This is a genomic window from Bradyrhizobium liaoningense (genome assembly GCF_018130785.1).
Classification (GTDB): Bacteria; Pseudomonadota; Alphaproteobacteria; order Rhizobiales; family Xanthobacteraceae; genus Bradyrhizobium; species Bradyrhizobium liaoningense_A.
In genome coordinates this window covers 117,416-138,826 of sequence record NZ_JAFCJT010000017.1, presented here as the reverse complement: position 1 = coordinate 138,826, position 21,411 = coordinate 117,416, and the positions used below count along the sequence as shown (strand labels likewise).

Genomic DNA, 21,411 nt, shown 5'->3' with positions numbered 1-21,411 from the left:
CGTGATAGTTTCCTCGACCAATACGGCCAAACCTGCAACGGGCATCCCCGCTCTCCTGAAGACGGCCTTCGTCAACGCCCTGATCGCGCTGGTGCTCTTCTCGCTGATGGTCGGCATCCGCACCGAAGCGGGTTCCGACGGCCAGCTCACCTATTGGACGCGCTTCGGCGAGGTCGCCTCCCTCGTCGCCGCCGTGTTCGGCGGCTCGATCGTGATCGGGCTCTTGCGACAGTGGATCGGTCCAAACGGCACCGACAAGCTGGTGCCGCCGGCTGTACGCAGCGGCATGTCGTTTCTGGGCCGCTACCTGGCGCCCGTTCTTCTGATCTTCACGGTGCTTGTGCCGGTGATCTTCTACGACCAGCGCTATATCCTCGATCTCGCGATCCTCGTGCTCACCTATGTGATGCTGGGCTGGGGGCTGAACGTCGTGGTCGGGCTCGCCGGCCTGCTCGATCTCGGCTACGTCGCCTTCTACGCGGTGGGCGCCTATTCCTACGCGCTGCTTGCCACCAATTTCGGCTGGTCGTTCTGGGTCTGCCTGCCGCTCGCCGGCATCCTCGCCGCGTTCTGGGGCGTGCTGCTCGGCTTCCCCGTGCTGCGGCTGCGCGGCGACTATCTCGCCATCGTGACGCTCGCCTTCGGCGAAATCATCCGCCTCGTCATCATCAACTGGCAGAGCCTCACCGGCGGCCCCAACGGCGTCTCCAGCATTCCCCGCCCCTCCTTCTTCGGCATCCCGCTGGACAACAGCGACAACGGGCTCGCGGCCAGGCTCGGCATCGAATATTCGCCGACCCACCGCATCGTCTTCCTGTTCTATCTGATCCTGGCGCTTGCGCTGCTCACCAACTGGGTGACGATCCGGCTGCGCCGCCTGCCGATCGGCCGCGCCTGGGAGGCCTTGCGCGAGGACGAGGTCGCCTGCCGCGCGCTCGGCATCAACACCACGACCACCAAGCTCACGGCGTTCGCGACCGGCGCCATGTTCGGCGGCTTTGCCGGTGCGTTCTTCGCGACGCGCCAGGGCTTCATCAGTCCGGAATCCTTCACCTTCCAGGAATCGGCGCTGGTGCTCGCCATCGTCGTGCTCGGCGGCATGGGCTCGCAGCTCGGCGTCGCGCTCGCCGCGCTCGCCATGATCGGCGGCTTCGAGCTGTTCCGCGGCCTCGAGACCTACCGCATGCTGGTGTTCGGTATGGCCATGGTACTGATCATGATCTGGCGGCCGCGCGGCCTGATCGGCCATCGCGCGCCGACCGTGTATCTGACCAAGGCGCAGGCGATCTCCTCCGACCTCGTCAAGGAAGGGCACGGATGAGCGGCGACGAGATTCTCGGTGTGGACCGGCTGACCATGCGCTTCGGTGGCATCGTCGCCGTGCAGGACCTGTCGTTTGCGGCCGAGCGGAAGAAGATCACCGCGCTGATCGGGCCGAACGGCGCCGGCAAGACCACCGTGTTCAACTGCATCACCGGCTTCTACAAGCCGAGCGGCGGCGCCATTCGCCTCACCCATGACGACGGCAAGGTGATTGCGCTGGAGCGGCTGAACGATTTCCGCATCGCCAAGCAGGCCAAGGTGGCGCGCACCTTCCAGAACATCCGCCTGTTTCCCGGCATGACCGCGCTGGAAAACCTCATGGTGGCACAGCACAACGCGTTGATGCGCGCCTCCGGCTTCACCTTCCTCGGCCTTATCGGCGCCCCCGTTTACCGGGACGCCGAAAAGCACGCGATCGATCTCGCCACCGACTGGCTCAAGCGGGTCAATCTGCTCGATCGGGCCGATGATGCCGCCGGTAATTTCTCCTATGGCGACCAGCGCCGGCTCGAGATTGCGCGCGCGATGTGCACCGAGCCCGCGCTCTTGTGCCTGGACGAGCCCGCCGCGGGTCTCAACGCGCGCGAGAGCGCAGCCTTGAGCGAGCTTCTGCTCTCGATCCGCAACGAGCTCGGCACTTCGATCCTGCTGATCGAGCACGACATGTCGGTCGTCATGGAGATATCCGACCACATCGTGGTGATGGACCACGGCGTCAAGATCGCGGAAGGCTCTCCGCGCGAGATCCGCGACGATCCCAAGGTGATCGCGGCCTATCTCGGCACCGACGAGGAAGAGGCCGTGGCCGTGATGGAGAGCGGGTCGTGACGTCGGCGTCCACTCCCCTGCTCTCGATCCGGGGCCTGCGCGCCGCCTACGGCAAGATCGAGGCGCTGAAGGGCGTCGATGTCGAGATCAGCGCCGGCGAGATCGTGGCCCTGATCGGCGCCAACGGCGCCGGCAAGTCGACACTGATGATGACGATCTTCGGCAAGCCGCGCGCCCGCGCCGGCCAGATCCTGTACGAAGGCCGCGACATCACCGACGTTCCCACCCATGAGATCGCCCATTTGCGCATCGCGCAATCGCCGGAAGGCCGCCGCATCTTCCCGCGCATGAGCGTGGCGGAAAACCTGCAGATGGGGGCGGATGCCACCGGATGCACGGACGCGGAACGCGAGGCCACGCTCCAACGCGTGTTCACGCTGTTTCCGCGCCTGAAGGAGCGCTACGCCCAGCGCGGTGGAACGCTGTCCGGCGGCGAGCAGCAGATGCTGGCAATCGGCCGCGCCCTGATGAGCCGCCCCCGCCTGCTTCTGCTCGACGAGCCCTCGCTCGGGCTGGCGCCGCTGATCGCGCGCCAGATTTTCGATGCGATCCGCACCCTGAACCGGCAGGACGGCCTGACCGTGCTGATCGTCGAGCAGAATGCCAACCATGCGCTGAAGCTCGCCCATCGCGGTTACGTCATGGTCAACGGCCTGATCACGCTGGCCGGGACGGGCACCGAGTTGTTGCAGCGCCCCGAGATTCGCGCCGCCTACCTGGAAGGCGGCCGGCACGGCTGAGGCTGCCCGACGGCGGCGCACCGTGCGGCCGAATGTGGCGAGATATCTCCGCCATTGCCCGTATTTTGCCGGTGACTTCTCCCGAGATTCATTCGAGAATGGCGCTGGTTTGAACCGGGCATACCCGGCAACTTCCACAGGCGACCACCCGCGAGGTATCTCATGAAATCACTGAAGCTCATCGGTCTGGCATTCGGCGCATCGATCGCGCTATCGAGCGCGGCGTTCGCGCAGGATGTCACCGTCGCAGTCGCAGGCCCGATGACCGGCGGCGAGTCCGCCTTCGGCCGCCAGATGAAGAACGGCGCCGAGATGGCCGTGGCTGACATCAACGCCGCCGGCGGCGTCAACGGCAAGAAGCTCGCGCTCACTGTCGAGGACGACGCCTGCGATCCGAAGCAGGCGCGCTCGATCGCCGAGAAGATCGCCGGCGCGAAAATCCCGTTCGTGGCCGGGCACTATTGCTCGTCGTCGTCGATCCCCGCCTCCGAAGCCTATGCCGACGGCAACGTGCTCCAGATTACCCCCGCCTCGACCAATCCGAAGTTCACCGATAGCGGACTCTGGAACGTGGCACGCGTCTGCGGCCGTGACGACCAGCAGGGCCTTGTCGCGGCGCAGTACATCGCCAAGAACTTCAAGGGCAAGAACATCGCGATCCTCAACGACAAGACCACCTACGGCAAGGGTCTCGCCGATGAAACCAAGAAGGCGCTCAACAAGGCCGGCATCACCGAGAAGATGTACGAGTCCTACAACAAGGGCGACAAGGACTTCAACGCGATCGTCTCGCGCCTGAAGCGCGACAACATCGATCTCGTCTATGTCGGCGGCTACCATCAGGAGAGCGGCCTGATCCTGCGCCAGATGCGTGACCAGGGCCTCAAGACGATCCTGATGGCCGGCGATGCGCTCGCCGACAAGGAGTACGCCTCCATCACCGGCCCGGCCGGCGAAGGCACGCTGTTCACCTTCGGTCCCGATCCGCGCAACAAGCCGACCGCGAAGAAGATCGTCGACGCCTTCAAGGCCAAGAACATCGATCCCGAGGGCTATACGCTCTACACCTACGCGGCGATGCAAGTCTGGTCGCAGGCGGCGAAGAAGGCCGCCACCACTGACGCCAAGAAGGTCATGGCGGCGATCAAGGCCGGCAAGTGGGACACCGTGATCGGCCCGATCGAGTATGACGCCAAGGGCGACATCAAGCAGCTCGACTATGTCGTCTACAAGTGGGACGCCAAGGGCGGCTACGCCGAAATCAAGGGCAATGGCACCTAAGACAGGATACCTGACCTTTTAGCCAGATCGATCCCAACGCCCCGGTTCGCCGGGGCGTTTTCTTTTGCCGTACGGTCAGACAGCGGCGGAGAGCTCGCCGCCCGCCGCAGCCTGGGCCTTGCGGAGCGCTTGCAGGAGATCGTTCGGTCGAAACGGCTTTTGCAGGCATACCACGTCGGCCAGACCGGGCGCCTCGTCCATGAAATCCAGCGCGGTCATGCCGGAGACCGCAACGATCGGGAACCCGGGAACTCGCTCCCGAAGAGCCACCATGACGTCGACGCCGCTGGTGTCGGCCAGGAAAATATCGACAATCGCCGCATCGAAAGCCCCCTCTTTGAAGGCTTTCAGTCCCGCTGCGCCGCTCTCGGCCTCGACCACATCAAAATGGTTGACCCGAAGCACGATCGCGACCATGGCGCGGACCTCCTTCTGGTCGTCGACAACGAGGACACGGGGCATGGGAACAACTTCCGGATTCGTATCATTATTTGGTTCAATTCACCGCAAGAGGCCGGCAAGGCAGTATGAGTCCGTCCGGTAAAGCACCTCTTACCAGTTACCCGTTCCGAGTCCCCCGCCACGTTAAGTAAGCTGTAACCTTCGGTTGAGTCGCGAGCGCTTTCTGTCAGGATGCGCGCCCGGAGCGGGCTACCATGACGGTAGCGGCTTCCCGGCCGGAAGAGATTGACTAGGAGGTCATCATGCCGGCGTTCGAGAGCTCGACGTGCTAGCACCCAACGACCGAAGCACGTTCCTGTCGACCTTGCCGGCTACGCGGAGCGATCGCAGGGCGGCATTGGCGATCGTCGGCATCTCCGCGATCCTGTTCGCGCTGGCCGTACCGTTTGCGGGCTTGCCGCTGGTGCAGGTGCCGGCCTTCGTGGCGAGCTACCAGTCGGCGCTCGCGGTCAGCGACATCATCACTGCCGTTTTGCTGCTGTCGCAGTTCGCCGTGCTGCGCAGCCGCGCGCTGCTGCTGCTGTCGACCGGCTATCTGTTCACGGCGGGCGCCGCGGTGACCCACGCCCTCACCTTCCCCGGGCTGTTCGCCCCGGCCGGATTGCTCGGTGCAGGCTCGCAGACCACCGTCTGGCTCTACATGATCTGGCACGGCGGTTTCCCGCTGTTCGTGCTGGCCTATGCCTGGCTCAAGGACGGCAACGGCGGCAACGGGATTGCGGGCTCGTCAGCTCCCGCGATAGCACTCTCCGTCGCCGGCGTGTTCGTCGCGTTGACCGTCTTCGCCTGGCTGGTGACTGCGCAGCACGGCCTGCTGCCGGTCCTGCTCAAGGACGGCCACTACACCACCACCATGATCGGCGTGGTGTCGTTCGTGTGGTCCCTGAGCTTCGCGGCGCTGGTCACGCTGTGGTTTCGCAAGCCGCACACGGTGATCGACGTCTGGCTCATGGTCACGATGTGCGCCTGGCTGTTCGACATCGCGCTGTCCGCGATCGTCAACGTCGCGCGTTTCGATCTCGGCTTCTATACTGGCCGGGTCTACGGCCTCTTTGCATCGAGTTTCGTGCTCGCGGTTCTGCTCATCGAGAACGTGCGTCTCCAGGCGAACACGGCAGGCATGGTCGGCGCGCTACAGCGGCAGTCGAGCTCGGAGCGGAACTATTATGCCGAGCGCGAGCGGCTGTTCAGCGCCGTCGTCGAATCCTCCAACGACGCCATCATCACGAAGTCGCTCGACGGCACCATCACGTCCTGGAACAATGCGGCCGAGCGCGTCTTCGGCTACTCCGCCAACGAGGCGATCGGCCGCCAGGTCGATATCATCATGCCCGAGGGGCAGCGCGAGGAAGTCGCCGAAATGCTGGCCCGCACCCGCAACGGCGAGGTCATCGACCAGCACGAGACCGTGCGGCTGCACAAGAACGGCCAGCCGATCGACGTCCTGCTGAGCCAGGTCCCGCTGCGATCGACCGACGGCAAGATCATCGGCGCCTCCAAGGTCGCCCGCGACATCACCGAGCGGAAGCGGGCGGAATCCGCTCTCAACCGCGAGATCGAGGAGCGCCAGCGCATCTTCGAGACCTCGCAGGACCTGATCCTCGTGACGGACGGTTACGGCAATTTCATCCAGATCAGCCCGAGCGTGAAGGACATTCTCGGGTACAAGCCGGAGGACATGATCGGCCACAGCGCCACCGAGTTCATTCACCCTGACGATCTCGACAAGACGCGGGGCGAGATGCGCGCGGCGCGGCGTGGCGCGGTCAAGCGCAGCTTCGAGGCGCGCTACTACCACTACGACGGTCACGAGGTGACGCTGAACTGGATGGGGACCTGGTCGGAGCCGGTGAAGCGCCATTTCTTCATCGGCCGCGACCTCACCGAGAAGCAGGCCGCGGAAGCCCAGCTCAGGCAGGTCCAGAAAATGGACTCCATCGGCCAGCTGACCGGCGGCGTCGCCCACGATTTCAACAACGTGCTGACCGTCATCACCGGCACGATCGGCATCCTCGCGGATGCGGTGGCCGACCGCCCCGAGCTCGCCGCCATCACCAAGCTGATCGACGACGCCGCCGAACGCGGCGCGCAACTGACCAAGCACCTGCTCGCCTTTGCCCGCAAGCAGCCGCTCCAGCCGCGCGAGATCGACGTCAATGCGCTGGCGCTCGACGCCGCCAAGCTGCTGCACCCGACCCTCGGCGAGCAGATCACCATCACGCCGCAGCTCACCGAGGATGCCTGGCCGGCGATGGTCGACCCGGGCCAGCTCTCCACCGCGATCCTCAATCTCGCGCTGAACGCGCGTGACGCCATGCCGGACGGCGGCACACTGGTGCTGGAGACCCGCAACATCTTCCTAGACGACGGCTATGCCAGCATGAATCCCGACGTCGTCGCCGGCAGCTATGTGATGATCGCGGTCAGCGACACCGGCACCGGCATTCCGCCGGACCTGATCGAGCGGGTGTTCGACCCGTTCTTCACCACCAAGGAGGTCGGCAAGGGCACCGGGCTCGGGCTCAGCATGGTGTTCGGTTTCGTCAAGCAGTCCGGCGGCCACATCAAGATCTACAGCGAGGAAGGCCACGGCACGAGCGTGAAGATCTACCTGCCGCGCTCGAGCGGCGTGCAGGAGACCGAGTTCGAGGCACTCCAGAACGTGCCCATCACCGGCGGCGACGAGAAGATCCTGATCGTCGAGGACGACGCGCTGGTACGGCAATATGTCGTGACCCAGATCAAGAGCCTCGGCTATGCCGCGCTCGAGGCCGCCAACGCGGCCGAAGCGCTCACCATCATCGATGCCGACAAGGGCATCGACCTGCTCTTCACCGACATCATCATGCCGGGTCACATGAACGGCCGCCAGCTCGCGGACGAGGCGGTGCGGCGGCGTCCCGACCTGAAGACGCTGTTCACCTCGGGCTACACCGAGAACGCCATCGTCCATCACGGTCGGCTCGATTCCGGCGTGCTGCTGCTGGCCAAGCCCTACCGCAAATCCGAGCTTGCCAAGATGCTCAGGACGGCGCTGGCGAGTTGAGCAGACGGCACCGGTGCGCTATCGCTGATGGCGAACTGCCTTGAGCCGACGGAGCCGCCTTGAAAAATCTCCTCACCGATATCGCCGGCGTCCGGGTCGGCCACGCCGAGGATGCGAAAGTCGCCTCGGGCACGACAGCGATCATCTTCGATGCCCCGGCGGTCGCGGCGATCGACGTCCGCGGCGGCGGCCCCGGCACGCGCGAGGATGCGTTGCTCGATCTTGCCAGCACACAAGAACGGGTCGATGCGATCGCGCTGTCCGGCGGCTCCGCCTTCGGGATCGAGGCCGGCGGCGGCGTGCAAGCCTGGCTCGCGGAACACGGCCGCGGTCTCAATATCCGCGGCGCCGTGATCCCGCTGGTGCCGGGTGCGATCATGTTCGACCTGCTCAACGGCGGCGACAAGGCCTGGGGGCGCTTCGGGCCCTATCGCGATCTCGGTTACGCCGCAGCTGTGGCCGCAGGCCACGACTTCGCGCTGGGCAGCGTCGGCGCCGGCCTCGGGGCCACCACCGCGACCTTCAAGGGCGGGCTCGGCTCGGCCTCGGCGGTCCTCGCCAACGGCATCAAGGTCGCCGCCATCATGGTCGTCAACGCCGTCGGCAGCGCAACCGTCGGCGAGGGACCGTGGTTCTGGGCGGCGCCGTTCGAGGAGAATGGCGAGTTCGGCGGGCGCGGCCTGCCGCCCAAATTCACGCCGGACATGCTTACGATGCGCATCAAGGGCGGCCCCGCCGCGAGCGCGCGTGAGAACACCACGATCGGCCTCGTCGTCACCGACGCCACGCTGACCAAGGCCCAGGCCAAGCGGCTTGCGATGATCGCGCACACCGGATTTGCCCGCGCCATCTATCCGGTCCATGCACCGACCGACGGCGACGTGCTGTTTGCGGCTGCGACCTGCGAGAAGCCGATCGAGCCGCTGGTCGGCCTCACCGAGCTCGGCACGGTCGCCGCCAACGTGGTCGCCCGCGCGATCGCGCGCGGCGTCTACCATGCAACCGCGCTGCCGTTTGCGGGAGCATTACCGGCGTGGAAAGACCGCTTCGGCGCGTAAGGGGCACGCGCCTCTTGTATTACCTCTTCGGTCCTGGCGCAGACGACCCCAAGGGCGCTGCCGACGATCCGCAGCCTGAATTCGACGACTGATCGACCAGCACGTGAACTTTCCCGCTGTCGGATTCGACCCGTGAAACGCCCGTGGTCATGTCCACCAGGAGACGCGTGCCGCGGAGAACGTTCCTGCACTGGGTGAGCACCACGCCACCGGCTACAGTGATCAGATTGGCCCTGGTGTCAAAAATCGCGGTCTCGCCGTTGACGACCTGATCTTTTTGCACCACGACGACACTGCCCCGCGCTTCCAGCCGACGGATCGACGAACTTCCGCCCGGACCGGGCGTGGCCGACTGCAACGGAGCGGACTTTGCGGGCTTCGCGTTCGCCGGTGGCGAGCTCGAATCGTAGAACACGACCAACGCCTTGGACGTCATGGTGGTGTCGCCCTGCACCACCTTCACCTTGCCCGAGAACGTCGCTTCCTTTTTCTTGTCGCGCATCTCGAGCGATGCTGCCTCGATGCTGATCGGCTGGTCGCGGTTCTGCGAAAATCCCTGGACGGCGTTGGTGCTTGAACTCTGCGCGGCGACGTCTCGAAAGGTGGCGCAAGAGACGAGAACAAAGATCATCGGCACCGCGAGATACGCGGCGCATTGGCGAATATTGTTAGGCGCACCCGCCAGATATCTGAGCATGCGCCATCATTACGAAGAATTCGATCTGATGGGAATGGGATTGGTTGCTTTGGCCGCGCTGGACTGGTTCGGGCCGGTCAAGCTTGCACACGCCCCGAGTCGAGAAGGCTACCGCTTAGACGCTCATCGACATGGACGAGCCGGCAGTCGCCGAGGCGCCTTGCCCCTGCCCGCCTTGCCGCTGCATCAACTGCGCGAACAGATCATAGGCCGAATTGGCGGAGGAGCTGGAGGCGCCGGGGACCGTCGTCGACATCTTGAAGCCGTCGGCATAGGTGACGGTGGTGGTGGTCGAGCCGTCGGCGGCGGTCGTCGTGGTCGAGGTCGAGCCACCGCTGGACTGCAACGACGAATCCGATCCATTGCCCAAACCGTCCGTACCCTGCGCGTGGTGGTGGCCGCCATGGCCGCTCTTCAGCGCTTTCGACATCTCGTCGAGGCTTACGCTGCCGTCGGAATTCGTATCCATCTTCGAGAACACGTCGTCGGCCTGCGCGAGGTTGGTGCCGCCGGCCCCCAGCGCGCTCTCGAATTCGGACTTGGTGATGTTGCCGTCGCCGTCCCCGTCGATCTGCGAGAACAGGTCCTTCAGCGCGGCATCCCGGCTCGTCGAGGACGTGGAACTCGATGTCGATGCACTGGTCGCACCGCTCGTGTTGTCCGTCGACTGACTCTGCGCGGCGAACAACGCGTTCATCGTCTCCGGCGAGATCTGCGGATATTTGCCCGCATTGACCGACGAGGCCGCGCCGCTGGTCGTGCTGCTGCTGCCGCTGTCGATCGCAAACGGATTGGTCGGCGCGCTTTGTGAAGATCCCGTCTTCTGGGTCGACGAGGACGATTTCGAATTCGTCAGCGACTGGATCGCGTCGAGCGCACTCGATACGGCACCAAGGGCAAACAACATTGCACAACTCCAACCGATGCGGCATGCCGCGGTCAATGCTCTGGAGGTGAAGTCAGCAAGCGCCGTGCCAGCGCAAAAAGCTCAATGAAATCCGCATTCGCCGTGCTTTGTGGGCCTCGGGAACAACGGCAATTCATGCCGGTCGCGGCAGAAATTTCCGCCCACAGGAAGCACGCCTCCCCTGCATTGCCCGCCACGGAGGCCCATGTTAGGCGAGGCCCATTCGTCGTTCGGCCGCCACGGGAAACCGCGCCATGACCCAAGCCTTCGCCCCCCGCCCCCTGGCCATCGCGCCCTCGATCCTGGCCTCGGACTTCTCCAGGCTCGGCGAAGAGGTACGCGCGGTGGACGCCGCCGGTGCCGACTGGATCCATCTCGACGTGATGGACGGTCATTTCGTTCCCAACATCTCCTACGGCCCGGACGTCATCAAGGCGATGCGCCCGCACACCAAAAAGATCTTCGACGCGCATCTGATGATCTCGCCCTGCGACCCCTATCTCGAGGCCTTCGCCAAAGCCGGCTGCGACCACATCACCGTGCATGCGGAAGCCGGTCCGCACCTGCACCGCTCGCTCCAGGCGATTCGCGCACTCGGCAAGAAGGCCGGCGTCTCGCTCAATCCGGGCACCCCGATCAGCGTGCTCGAATACGTCATCGACCTCGTCGACCTCGTGCTGGTGATGTCGGTCAATCCCGGATTTGGCGGCCAGGCCTTCATCCCCTCCGCGATCGGCAAGATCCGCGACATCCGCGCGATGACGGCGGGACGTCCGATCGACATCGAAGTCGATGGCGGCGTCGGCCCTGATGTCGCAGGCCCGCTGGCCGCGGCCGGCGCCAACGCTTTCGTCGCCGGCACCTCCGTGTTCAGGGGCGGCACGCAGGACGCGTACAAAACCAACATCGCCGCGATCCGCAACGCGGCGGCAACGGCGCGCGGCGAGGCCATCTGACGGCCATTCGCGGTCCGAACCGGCCTTGTGGCCGCTGCGACCAATGCGAATGGATGAAATCCGCGCCACGCTGTTTTCCGCAGGCCTGCGGCGCCTGCTCGTCGAGGCCCTGCAGGACGGCGAGCAGGTGATCTGGCAGGGCCAGCCCGACGGCGTCGCCCGCATGATCATGTGGCGATTTCTGTGGTGGATCGGATTCCCCTGGCTGTTGCTGACCGTCATCGCCATCAGAAGCGATTGGATCGACCGAGCGGCCCAACCTCTCGTGATGCTCGGAGTTGCGATGGTTGCGGCTCCGTTGGTGATGCTGCTGCAAGACCTGCAGACGCTCTATGTGATCACCGATCGCCGCGCGCTGATCTTGCGAACGGCCTGGGGCCGACGGACGGCGAGCCAGACGTCGTTCGAGGCGATGGACGCGGTCCTTGAAATCCTGGACATCGGCGGTGGCGCCGGCCACCTCAACTTCGCGTCAGGACGATCGACCCGTTCGCCCGATGCCGACTACACCGGCCGCTATGGATTTCGCTGTGTTCGAGACGCTCCGCGCGTCCGGGATATCCTCGAAGGCGCGCGCGCCGGCACGATGCGGCGGTCGCACACGCAAAAAGCTGCGGCTCTTGCGAGTGCTGCGACGCGCAATGCCTAAAATTGCAATCTTGATCCGTACTCCTCCGGACTTCCCTGATTCGTGCAAATCACCGCTAGTGATTCTTGCCTGTTTTCGCGGGAGCACATCATGACGACGACCCTGGTCTGGACTGGCGTGGCGTTGTGGCTTGGTTTCAGTGCGTTTGTTGTGTTTGGCCCATCGGCCGGACCGGTGAAGGTCCCGGCACGTTCGGCCCGCATCGTCCGCCGCGACTGGTACCGGGCCTGAGCCCATGCAGATCGCGCTCGTGAAGCGTCAGCTGAAGCGCAGGTGCCGCATCCCGCGGCGCCCGCATCCTGACCTCGACTATTTCTTCGGTCGGCTCGAACGCACCGAAGGCGAGATGCGCGACGACACCGGGCCCGATACGGCGGACCTGGATCACCCACTCCGGTCACCGCGCCGGCATTGAATTGTATTCTGGACTAAGCCCGATGAAGCCGCACTGCCCGAACTGCCTGAAGGAAATGACCAAGGCATCCGCGTCGCGTAACCTCTTCAACTGCGAGCCCTGCCGCGAGATCATCCAGTATTTTGGCGGTAGCGCGGATCACGGCGAGCCCGGCCCGCAATTCTGCTGGCCGATCCGCCGCAAGCGCTCCGTCCACGCCGCCCACGCGGCGTGATCTTCCCTAGCCCCACACCACTCCGGCGTCTGGCTTCGCCGCAGCCATCCGCGGCGGCCGCACCACGGTGACGGTGCAGGCCGCCTCCGAGGCCACCTTGGCCGAGACGCTGCCGAGCAGCGTGCGGCGGAACGAGCTCTGCCGCGCGCCGATGATGACGTGGTCGACCTGATTGACCTCGGCGAATTCCAGCAGCGCCGCGGCGGGATCAACGGCTTCCAGCACATGAACCGACAGCCGGCTCTCATCCAGCTTGAGCGGCGTCGCCCAATGCCGGAGCGCGACCAGACGGTCGATATGCTTGTTGGAGCCCTGCTCGTCGAGCGTCCGGTCGATCGCGATGCGGTTGAGCTTGAGCACGTTGACGCAGGCGAGCCGCGCCGACGGCAGCGTCGCGAGAATGCGCTCGGTCGTCACGCGCAGCGCCTCGTTCAGCTCGCCCGCGCCTTCCACAGTGTCGAGCGCGACCGCGAGGATCGGGCTGGAGGCGATTTGCGCGGCGACGTCCGATTTCGCGCGCGGCGCCATGACGCCCTGGTTGAAGCGCCGCCGCCAGGCGACGCCGAGCGGATCGCGCTTCAGCCGTTCCGAACGCGCGGTGAGCTTGACCTGGTCCGGATGGGCGAGATCGAAGGCGAGCTGGGACGCGGTCGGATAGCGCCACACCGGCTCGATCTCGAGACAGCGCAGCACCACCTCCTGAAGCCAGGGCGGATAGTCGCTGCGCAATTTGCGCGGCGGATGCGGATCGCGCCACAGCCGGTGACGCATCGCGCGTAGCGTCTCGCCCTCGCCGAACGGCCGCTCGCCGGTGGTGAAGAAATACAGCAGCACGCCCAGCGAAAACAGATCGCTGCGCGGATCGTCGCGCACACCCAGCAGCCGCTCGGGCGCCATATAGGGTGCGGTGCCGTAAGGCAGGCGGAACTCCTCCTGCAACAGATCCGGCAAATGATTGTGGTGCGACAGGCCGTAGTCGATCAGCACGGCTTCTCCGCTATCGCGGAACATGATGCTGCTCGGCTTGATGTCGTGATGGATCACGTTCTGCCGGTGCAGATCGGCGAGCGCGGTCGCTATCTTCGCGACGAGCTGCCGCGCCTCGTCATAAGGCAGCGGCAGGTCGGGCAGCCGCTTGTAGAGGGTGGTCCCGGGAATGCGCTCGATCACAGCGTAGGCCTGGTGCGCGAAGTCGCCAGTGCCGAAACACGACGGCACGTGCGGCCCGGCGAGCCGCGGCAGGATCATCATCTCCATCTCGAACGAGACGATCGCAGCGGGATCCTCGCCCTCCGACACCCGCGGGATCTTCATCAGCAGCGGCACGTCGATGCCGGGATGGGTGACGGTCCACAGCGTCGCCATGCCGCCGGCATGGACGCATTCACCGATCGTATAGCCGTCGATCTCGGCGCCCGATTTGACCAGGGATTGCGGCATCGGCCTCTATCGTCCCTGCGACAGCCGGTCGGCGAGCCAGGGCGGCAGGCCGTTCTCGCGAATCTTGTTCGCCGCGCTCGCGATGTCATAGGGCGCGCGGCAATAGGTGATCTGGCACGATACGGTGTCGAACAGCACGAAGGCTGCGGATGGATCGCCATCGCGAGGCTGGCCGACCGAGCCGAGCACGGCAAGCCATTGCCGCCCGCGCAGGAGCGGCACGGAAACGTCGGTCTTGGGCACGAGGCCGGTCATCTTCGCCGTCACCGACATCGAATAGAGCGCCGGGCGATGGATGTGCCCGCAGAAGGTGACATGGGCGGGCGTCGATATCAGGCTCCTGGCGGCATCCGCCGTCGAACGGACATAGTGCCAGCGATGCGGGTGAGAGGCTTCCGAATGCACGAACAAGCGGTCGGTGTCCTCAACCAGCATCGGCAGCTCTGCGAGGAACCGCCGCTGCGCCACGTCGAGCCGCCCGCGCGTCCATTCGATCGCGATCTGCGCCTCCGCATTCATGCTCTCGGTCGTGGTGTTGACCGCCTCGTCATGATTGCCGCGAACGGCGATGGCGCCCTCCTGGACCAGACCCATCGCGGTATCCACGACCCATTCCGGATCGGCGCCATAGCCGACGAAATCGCCGAGCAGGACGAACCGCTCCGCGCCCTTCGCGCGGGCAGCCTTCAGGCAGGCCTCGAACGCCTGCCGGTTGCCGTGGATATCCGAGAAGACAGCGAGAAGCACGCACCCTCCACCCCAAAGGTCTTATCGGAAGCCGATAAGGCCAAATTGAGGGACGTCAAGAAGATGCGCCAGTGCGTGTCCGTTTTCCAGCGTGCCGCTGCGGCGATGGTGAGGGCCTATTGCTCGTCCTTCGGAGGCATCCGGGGCGGCGGGATCGGGGTGAACACCGCACCTTGCGCGCCGGCCGGAGGTGGGAGGAATTCGCCGGTCGAGGAATCGCCGCCGGTGGTCTCCAAAATGGTCTTCGGCGTCACATATTCCCGGACCATGTCAATGAGACTGCCATCGCCGCCACCGAAATCGGCGGCACGGCCGCCTTGCGGATGTCCCAACGCGATCTCGTTCTCCGCCGCATGGGTCTTGTCGGCCAGCCTGTCATTGTAGGGCACACGAAAGGCGCGCGGGATGCCGCTCGGGCGATTATCCTCGTCCAGCTGCTCGACCCAGAGATAGATCGAGCCGGGATCGCCTTCCAGTGAATGCGGCTCGACGATGCGGGCCTTCAGCAGCTTGAAGGAGGTTGGCAGCCGGTCGGCGCTGGCCCAGCCGAGCAACCCTCGCATTTCGGTGAAGCTGACGACATAGAAGGCGCTGGTCACGACCACCGCGACCGCCTTCAGCGACCAGTGCAGCCGCGCATAGACCAGCACGACCAGCAGCAGCGCGCCGATGACGGCGTAGGCGACCGACAGCGTGAGGATCACTGTCTGCAGGCTAGTCACGGCGCACCCTCGTAGCGTTCTTGCTCACACCGGTCCTCGGGTCGAGATCGGCGCCGTTGCGCCAGCCGGTGCGAAAGGTCTCCAGCAGCGATTTCGGCCGCTGGTCCACATTGACCACTTTGCCCTCGGCATCGAGCCGGAACCGCACTGCGGTCTTCTCGTCGCCGGTGTGGTCGAGCGTGAATTTGTTGTCGAACACCACCTGCGCGGTTGGATTGAGCTTCTGCACCTTCACATTAGCCTGGACCGGTTCGCCGGTCGTTGCCACGAAATGCGAGACGTTGACGGTGTATTCGCCGGCGACGATGCCGCGCACTGTGACGATCTCCTCGCGGATCGGCGAGGCGATCTTCTTGCCGTTGACCATGATGAAATCGTTGGCCCCGCCGCGGTCGTCGCGGTCGAGCGTGAGGAAGCCGGCCTCGCGGTGGCGATACCAGGCGATATTGCCGGCGGGATCCTGCACGAACAGGTCGAGATCGTCGGGATGATTGTCCGGCCAGTCCAGCGTGATCATGAACTCGGCCTTGGAGTCGATCTTGCCGTCCTTGGCATCCGGAGACACCGCGAGGAGCGCAAGGAAGAACAGGAAGGCGATCACCTGGAGCGCCTTGAACAGCATCACGCCCAGCGGATCGAACGGCTCCTCGCGCGGATAGAGACCAAAGTCATCCATCATGACGCGGTTCCAGCGCCTTTGCGTTCCAGCACCGGCGTCACATAGGTCTCGGTCAGCACCACCGCATCCGAGAACACCCGCTGGGTCGCGGCATCCAGCATGTAATACTGGATGCGGACCAGGATCGAGCCGACGAGGCCCGCCAGCGTGGTGTACATCGCGACCGCCATGCCGTCGCTCATCAGCCCCATCGAGGAACGCATCGCGACCTTGTCGGCGGCATCCAGCCCCGCGATCGGCGCCAGCATGATGATGAAGCCGATGATGGTGCCGAGCAGGCCGAGCTTCATCAGCGTGTCCGAGACGAAGGCACCGAACCCGTTGGAGCCGCGCAGGCGGTCGGCCAGCGTGCGCAGCAGCAGCGTCTGGTCGACCGCCCGGTAGTCCTGCGCTGACGCTTTCGTCACGAGGCTCTCGATGTGGTCCCGCACCAGCCCGCGTGGCAGCGCAGCTGCGCTGCCGTCGAGCACCTTGCTGCCCCCGGGGGCCGCGAGCACCGCCCGGCAGCGCCGCGCCGCCGCGCCTTCACGGGCGATCGCCCGCGTCCGCAGGAAGCAGTGGCCGCAGGTGACGACATAGAGCAGCGCGATCACGCTGGAAATGTAGGTGCGGTCCGAGGTCAGCATCAGACGGATCAGGCCGAACCGCCACAGCAGCACGACGGCGAAGATCGACAGCCCGGTGAAGATCATCCAGAACAGGAGCGCACTGCGCTCGGATGGGTCGGCAGCAGACCCCGCGATCGGTCCAATCGTCATCGAACTCATGCTGCACCGCTCCTGGCTTGCAAGGACTGGCTTGCAAGGACTGCCCTGCAACGATTCCCCGCTGATTAGATCAAAGCCGCCGCGCCCGGTCCAAAGAGCCATGCCCAATCCGGCTTGGGAAAATTGCCCGAGCAGCAAATCCTGCCGTTCCCCGCAATTGGCAAGGCGCGGCGGCGTTGTTAGGCTGACCTTACCAAACGTTGGGGGTGATCGCATGCGCCTCGTGCTTCAGCTTGTCGCCCGTCTGCTTCTCATCGTCGCGCTCTGCCTTGGCGCCGCGACCGTCTGGGCCACGTTCGACGCCTATCGCAGCGTCGACCGGGCGACTGCGGCCTCGGCGCAGCGGGTCGCGCAGGCGCTTCAGGCGCTGTACTGGCACGAGTTCTTGTTGCGCAGCAGCAGAACGCGCGAGCAGCTCTTGCCGGTTCCGGAGTGGCGCACGCTGGAAACGATGAAGCTGATCTCGCCCGGCGTCTGCGTCGAGTTCCAGCCGGCCATCGCATTCGAAAGGCCGCTCTGCGGCCAGAGCGTGGGGCTCGGCAAGACGCCGCCGCACTGGTTCACCGCAATCGTACCCATCTTCCTCGGCAGCCACGCCGAAGTGATAAGGCCCGTCAGTCCCCGCGCGGCAGCCGCCGGCACGGTCGTCGCGACGCCCGATGCCGCAGCGGCCATCTCGCTTGCCTGGGAGTACCTTCTCAACGTGGTCGATGTCGCGCTTCTGATGGCGGCGGCGATCGCGCTCCTGGCGTCGCTCGCCATCGCGCACGCGCTGGCGCCGGCGCGCACCATCGTCACCGCGCTCCAGCGCATGGCGCGGGGCCAGTATCGCACCAAACTGCCGCGCTTCCGCTCCATGGAGCTGGCAATGATCGGCAGCGCCGTCGGCGAGCTCGGCGGTCGGCTGGAGGAAGCCACCGAACAGCGCGCGGCGCTGACAAGGCGGCTGATCGAGATCCGTGACGACGAACGCCGCGCGCTCGCCCGCGAGCTGCACGACGAGTTCGGCCAAAATCTCTCCGCCATCCTCGCCTTCGCCAACACGATCGAGACTGCCAGCGCGAAGGAAAGCAAGGAAGGCGGCATCGCTCAGGACGCGCGCATGATCTCGCAGGCCACCCATCATCTGATGGCCTCGCTGCGCGATGCGCTCAAACGCCTGCGCAATCCCCTGCCCGAGGAGCTTGGGCTGGAGGCCAGCCTCGTCAATCTGGTGGATAGCTGGCGCTCGCAAAGCACAGCGCAGCCGACCATCCGGCTCGATCTCAAGGGCAACCTCACCGACATCAGCGGTCCGGCCGCCACCACCGCCTATCGCGTGGCGCAGGAATGCCTGACCAACGCACTGCGCCACAGCTCGGCGCGCGAGATCTCCTTACGCATCGAGCGGCGCGCCGGTGACGACGACGCGTTGCTGATCCGTGTCGAGGACGACGGCGGCGGCAATGCGGCACGCGTTGCGCAGTCGGCCGGCTTCGGCCTCACCGGCATCCGCGAGCGGGTCGCGGCGGCCGGCGGATCATTGTCGATCCTGCCCGCCAGTCGCGGCCTCAGCGTCGCCGCCACCATTCCGCTCGCCGCATGAGGCCGACATGAGCGGGGTTGCGGCAACAGGCATCTCCGTGCTGCTGGTCGACGACCATCCGATCGTGCGGCAAGGGTATCGGCGCGTGCTGGAGAGCCAGGGCGATCTCCATGTCGTGGCGGAAGCCGACAACGCGGCGGACGCCTACGGTGCCTTCAAGGCGCACGATCCCGATGTGGTCCTGCTTGATATCTCGATGCCAGGGGCGAGCGGGCTGGAGGCGATCCGCAACATCCGCGCGCGCAGCCCGCGGGCGCGCATCCTCGTCTTCACCATGCACAATGAAGCCGTGCTGGTGAAAGCCGCCTTCGGCGCCGGCGCCAGCGGCTTCGTCACCAAGAGCAGCGAGCCCTCCGCGGTCGTCACCGCGATCCGCAGCGTCGCCCGCGGCGAGCGCGCCATGAGCGACGACATCGCGCATATCTTGGCCGAGGACAGCCTGTCGGCCGGCTCGGCGCTGGATCAACTGGGTGAGCGCGAGATCGAGATCCTGCGCCAATTCGCCGGCGGCGCGACGACCGAGCAGATTGCTTCGCATCTCAATCTCAGCGTCAAGACGGTGCAGAACTATCACTACCTGATCAAGACCAAGACCGGCGCGCGCACGGATGCGCAACTGGTGCGGCTGGCGGCGAGCCGTGGGCTGACGAGGATCTAGAGCTTGGCGGCTGGACGCCTATCTGGTTCCGGCCGCTTCAACGAAGATCTCCAGTCGCGCTCAGATTGTGCTAGGCTCGGTCGTCTTCGAAGCCGCCCTCGTTCCCTCGTTGTATGCTTTGCACGACAACAGGAGACGCTTCCATGACCATCAGGGACAGTCTTCTTGCCGTACTGATCGCCTTCAGCGTTGTCGCGACCGGAACCACCGAAAACGCAGCAGCCGAGGCGAACGACCAGATCACCATTCTTTATGATGCCTTCGGCACAAATGACGCGATGACAAAAGACTGGGGCTTTTCCGCCCTTGTCGAAATCGCGGGAAAACGCATCTTGTTCGACACGGGTAACGACCCCGAAATCTTCGCCGCAAACGTGAAGGCCAAGAGTGTCAACCTCTCGAACCTCGACTTTGTCGTTCTTTCGCACCGCCACTCCGATCATATGGCGGGCTTGTCCTACGTCCTGAGCGTCAATCCGACCGTCAAGATCTACGCGCCCAGGGAAGGATTTGGCATCTACGGCTCTTCGCTGCCTTCCGGCTTCTACCGGAAAGACGAGGCCCTGCCGCCTGAGATGCGGTACTATGGAGGCAAGCCCCCCGCGGTGATGAAGTTCGGCTCGGCATGGGCCAATGCAAACTTCGAACTGATCGATCAAACGACCGAGATTGCTCCAGGCATCACGCTGATTTCGCTGATCTCCGACGCGCCCGGGACAAGAGAACTCAAGGAGCTGTCGTTGGCCGTCAACACCGCAGAAGGCGTAGTCCTTCTGGTCGGTTGTTCGCACCCCGGCATCGAGCGCATTGTCGAAGCGGCGACCGGTATCAATCCCAGGATTCATCTCATTGCCGGCGGATTTCATCTGGTCGTCGCGCCTGACGAGGCAATCGCGAAAGTCGTTACCGCTCTGAAGGACAGGTTCAAAGTCGACGCCGTCGCACCGGGACATTGCAGCGGTGAGCCGACTTTTGCCGCGCTCAAGACGGCGTTCGGCGACAACTATCTCTATGCCGGCCTCGGCACGTCGATTTCGGTTGGAAGGAATGGCAATGCCAGACGCGGGGAAGGTCCGACACCTGACGACCTTGCGACGTATCGGAAACTGGCCGGGCGCGAAGACCCGTTCGGCATATTGCGGTCGCGCGGTTTGCGGTCAGGATCCGCGCTGTAGCGCGCCGACTCGCAGTTCGCACCTTTATCCAGCGCTTGAGGCGAGCGGGATGGAACCGACACCGTCGCGCTTTGGTTAGCAGCAGAGTGAAGGAGTTGCGCCATGAGTAAGGCTATGCACCGAACCCTCGTCGATCCTCCGCTCCTCACCGTGGGCGAACTCATCGACGAACTCTGCCGCTTGCCGGATACGGCCGTCGTCCACTTCCGCTGCCCCGCACTCGATCAGGAGCTCACATTCTACCGCCTTCGGAAGCGGTCAAAGGACGCTGTCGAAATCGCAGTGAATACGTATCCGGAGAGCCCGCCGGTTGTCCCATCCTCCAACGCCGCTCTTCACGCGCGCAGACATTCGCCCCCCTCGTCTTCCGTTCGCGAGGAGGCCCTTCTGCGCAAAGCGAAAGGCTGAATCTGCTTTTACGGGCTTTGGAGGGAGCGTGTCGGTCTAGGCCGCCTTCAACCCGCGGAGCACCAGCGCCAGGGTCGCATCGACGCGCGCCGGCAGATCGGCATCCTTCCACTCGTCGGCATGGGCTGGATGGTGGAAGCGGACGGTGGCATCGAAGATGGCGCGGGCTGTCGCCTTGACGTCGCCCACCTCGAACACGCCCTGCTTCACGCCATCGGTCAGGATCGACGCGATCTGGTCGATCATGGTGTCCTTGTGGCACTTGACCGCTGCGCAAGCCTCGCGCGCCAGGGTCAGATAGGTCTCGAACATCTCGGGATCGTCGAGCACGCGCGAGCGCTTGGCGGCAAACAGCGTGCGCAGCCAGCGGTCGAGCCTGACGGGCGCCGGCCCCTGCTCCTCGACGATCGCCAGCAGCGGCGCGTCGATGCGATCGAGCCAGCGTTTGGCAACGGCCTCGCGCAGCGAGGCCTTGCTCGGGAAATGGCGATAGACGCTGCCGTGGCTCACATCGAGCGCACGGGCAACGTCGACCACAGTGGCCTTGGCAAGTCCGTAGCGCCGCAGAACGTCCTCGGTGACTTCGAGGATCCGCTCCGGCGTCAAGATCACGGCTTCATTCATGCCAGCACCATGTTCCCGTTGAGGGCTCAG

General features: G+C 65.1%; 23 protein-coding genes. 14 read left to right on the top strand and 9 right to left on the bottom strand.

The window, feature by feature from the left end; genetic code table 11:
- Position 1 precedes the first annotated feature (1 nt).
- The 4 genes from livM (at position 2) to JQ627_RS27775 (ending at position 4,172) form a co-directional block, all read left to right on the top strand.
- Positions 2 to 1,321 carry a high-affinity branched-chain amino acid ABC transporter permease LivM gene (gene livM, locus JQ627_RS27790; RefSeq protein WP_212487426.1) on the top strand — a complete coding sequence of 440 codons (1,320 nt, stop codon included), beginning with the start codon at positions 2 to 4 and terminating at the stop codon, positions 1,319 to 1,321.
- The gene (locus JQ627_RS27785; protein WP_212487423.1) at positions 1,318 to 2,151 is read left to right on the top strand and encodes an ABC transporter ATP-binding protein; all 834 of its coding nucleotides are present in this window, start codon (positions 1,318 to 1,320) and stop codon (positions 2,149 to 2,151) included. The genes livM and JQ627_RS27785 overlap by 4 nt, the downstream gene beginning before the upstream one ends.
- Positions 2,148 to 2,891, top strand: coding sequence for an ABC transporter ATP-binding protein (locus JQ627_RS27780; RefSeq protein WP_212487421.1), 744 nt, complete (start codon positions 2,148 to 2,150; stop codon positions 2,889 to 2,891). The genes JQ627_RS27785 and JQ627_RS27780 overlap by 4 nt, the downstream gene beginning before the upstream one ends.
- 162 nt (positions 2,892 to 3,053) lie before the next feature.
- Positions 3,054 to 4,172, top strand: a complete 1,119-nt coding sequence (locus JQ627_RS27775) for a branched-chain amino acid ABC transporter substrate-binding protein (protein ID WP_212487419.1) — start codon at positions 3,054 to 3,056, stop codon at positions 4,170 to 4,172.
- 75 nt (positions 4,173 to 4,247) lie between these two features.
- On the opposite strand, the gene JQ627_RS27770 is transcribed toward JQ627_RS27775, so the two are convergent.
- Positions 4,248 to 4,634, bottom strand: a complete 387-nt coding sequence (locus JQ627_RS27770; RefSeq protein WP_212487416.1) for a response regulator — start codon at positions 4,632 to 4,634, stop codon at positions 4,248 to 4,250.
- 265 nt (positions 4,635 to 4,899) lie between these two features.
- Here JQ627_RS27770 and JQ627_RS27765 point away from each other — a divergent pair, with 265 nt between their 5' ends.
- Positions 4,900 to 7,680, top strand: a complete 2,781-nt coding sequence (locus tag JQ627_RS27765) for a PAS domain S-box protein (protein WP_212487414.1) — start codon at positions 4,900 to 4,902, stop codon at positions 7,678 to 7,680.
- Positions 7,681 to 7,739: 59 nt separating this feature from the next.
- A complete protein-coding gene (locus JQ627_RS27760) occupies positions 7,740 to 8,738 on the top strand; it encodes a P1 family peptidase (RefSeq protein WP_212487412.1) in 999 nt (332 codons plus the stop codon).
- A gap of 19 nt (positions 8,739 to 8,757) precedes the next feature.
- On the opposite strand, the gene JQ627_RS27755 is transcribed toward JQ627_RS27760, so the two are convergent.
- Entirely contained in the window at positions 8,758 to 9,435 is a 678-nt protein-coding gene (locus JQ627_RS27755) for an LptA/OstA family protein (RefSeq protein ID WP_212487411.1), read from the bottom strand.
- A gap of 115 nt (positions 9,436 to 9,550) precedes the next feature.
- Complete coding sequence (locus JQ627_RS27750) at positions 9,551 to 10,342, bottom strand: EF-hand domain-containing protein (protein WP_212487408.1); 792 nt, start codon at positions 10,340 to 10,342, stop codon at positions 9,551 to 9,553.
- A 254-nt stretch (positions 10,343 to 10,596) separates the two neighbouring features.
- Between JQ627_RS27750 and rpe the strand changes: the two genes are divergently transcribed.
- From rpe to JQ627_RS27725, 5 genes are all read left to right on the top strand, one after another.
- Entirely contained in the window at positions 10,597 to 11,298 is a 702-nt protein-coding gene (gene rpe / locus JQ627_RS27745; protein ID WP_129268524.1) for a ribulose-phosphate 3-epimerase, read from the top strand.
- Between the two features lie 49 nt (positions 11,299 to 11,347).
- Entirely contained in the window at positions 11,348 to 11,947 is a 600-nt protein-coding gene (locus JQ627_RS27740) for a hypothetical protein (protein WP_212487406.1), read from the top strand.
- A gap of 90 nt (positions 11,948 to 12,037) precedes the next feature.
- On the top strand, positions 12,038 to 12,178 hold the full coding sequence (locus tag JQ627_RS27735; protein ID WP_167541699.1) for a hypothetical protein: 141 nt from the start codon (positions 12,038 to 12,040) through the stop codon (positions 12,176 to 12,178).
- A 4-nt stretch (positions 12,179 to 12,182) separates the two neighbouring features.
- Positions 12,183 to 12,362 carry a hypothetical protein gene (locus JQ627_RS27730; protein WP_212487405.1) on the top strand — a complete coding sequence of 60 codons (180 nt, stop codon included), beginning with the start codon at positions 12,183 to 12,185 and terminating at the stop codon, positions 12,360 to 12,362.
- Between the two features lie 22 nt (positions 12,363 to 12,384).
- Positions 12,385 to 12,576: a hypothetical protein gene (locus JQ627_RS27725; protein WP_212487404.1), complete on the top strand. Its 192-nt coding sequence runs from the start codon at positions 12,385 to 12,387 to the stop codon at positions 12,574 to 12,576.
- Positions 12,577 to 12,582: 6 nt separating this feature from the next.
- Here the strand turns inward: JQ627_RS27725 and JQ627_RS27720 are convergent, their stop codons facing one another.
- The 5 genes from JQ627_RS27720 to JQ627_RS27700 all read right to left on the bottom strand — a co-directional run bounded on the left by JQ627_RS27720 (position 12,583) and on the right by JQ627_RS27700 (position 16,931).
- A complete protein-coding gene (locus tag JQ627_RS27720) occupies positions 12,583 to 14,016 on the bottom strand; it encodes a bifunctional serine/threonine-protein kinase/universal stress protein (RefSeq protein ID WP_212487403.1) in 1,434 nt (477 codons plus the stop codon).
- 6 nt (positions 14,017 to 14,022) lie between these two features.
- The gene (locus JQ627_RS27715; protein ID WP_212487402.1) at positions 14,023 to 14,763 is read right to left on the bottom strand and encodes a metallophosphoesterase; all 741 of its coding nucleotides are present in this window, start codon (positions 14,761 to 14,763) and stop codon (positions 14,023 to 14,025) included.
- 116 nt (positions 14,764 to 14,879) lie between these two features.
- The gene (locus JQ627_RS27710) at positions 14,880 to 15,485 is read right to left on the bottom strand and encodes a hypothetical protein (RefSeq protein WP_212487401.1); all 606 of its coding nucleotides are present in this window, start codon (positions 15,483 to 15,485) and stop codon (positions 14,880 to 14,882) included.
- The gene (locus JQ627_RS27705; protein ID WP_212487400.1) at positions 15,478 to 16,164 is read right to left on the bottom strand and encodes a hypothetical protein; all 687 of its coding nucleotides are present in this window, start codon (positions 16,162 to 16,164) and stop codon (positions 15,478 to 15,480) included. Before JQ627_RS27705 ends, JQ627_RS27710 begins: the two co-directional genes overlap by 8 nt.
- Positions 16,161 to 16,931, bottom strand: a complete 771-nt coding sequence (locus JQ627_RS27700) for a MotA/TolQ/ExbB proton channel family protein (protein ID WP_212487398.1) — start codon at positions 16,929 to 16,931, stop codon at positions 16,161 to 16,163. Before JQ627_RS27700 ends, JQ627_RS27705 begins: the two co-directional genes overlap by 4 nt.
- Positions 16,932 to 17,145: 214 nt before the next feature.
- Here JQ627_RS27700 and JQ627_RS27695 point away from each other — a divergent pair, with 214 nt between their 5' ends.
- The 3 genes from JQ627_RS27695 (at position 17,146) to JQ627_RS27685 (ending at position 20,349) form a co-directional block, all read left to right on the top strand.
- Positions 17,146 to 18,516, top strand: a complete 1,371-nt coding sequence (locus JQ627_RS27695; RefSeq protein WP_212487396.1) for a sensor histidine kinase — start codon at positions 17,146 to 17,148, stop codon at positions 18,514 to 18,516.
- A gap of 7 nt (positions 18,517 to 18,523) precedes the next feature.
- On the top strand, positions 18,524 to 19,174 hold the full coding sequence (locus tag JQ627_RS27690; RefSeq protein WP_212487395.1) for a response regulator transcription factor: 651 nt from the start codon (positions 18,524 to 18,526) through the stop codon (positions 19,172 to 19,174).
- 143 nt (positions 19,175 to 19,317) lie between these two features.
- Positions 19,318 to 20,349 (top strand): MBL fold metallo-hydrolase, encoded by a 1,032-nt coding sequence (locus tag JQ627_RS27685; RefSeq protein ID WP_212487394.1) that lies wholly within the window; start codon positions 19,318 to 19,320, stop codon positions 20,347 to 20,349.
- A gap of 444 nt (positions 20,350 to 20,793) precedes the next feature.
- Here the strand turns inward: JQ627_RS27685 and JQ627_RS27680 are convergent, their stop codons facing one another.
- Positions 20,794 to 21,381: a TetR family transcriptional regulator gene (locus JQ627_RS27680; RefSeq protein WP_212487393.1), complete on the bottom strand. Its 588-nt coding sequence runs from the start codon at positions 21,379 to 21,381 to the stop codon at positions 20,794 to 20,796.
- Between the last annotated feature and the right edge of the window lie 30 nt (positions 21,382 to 21,411).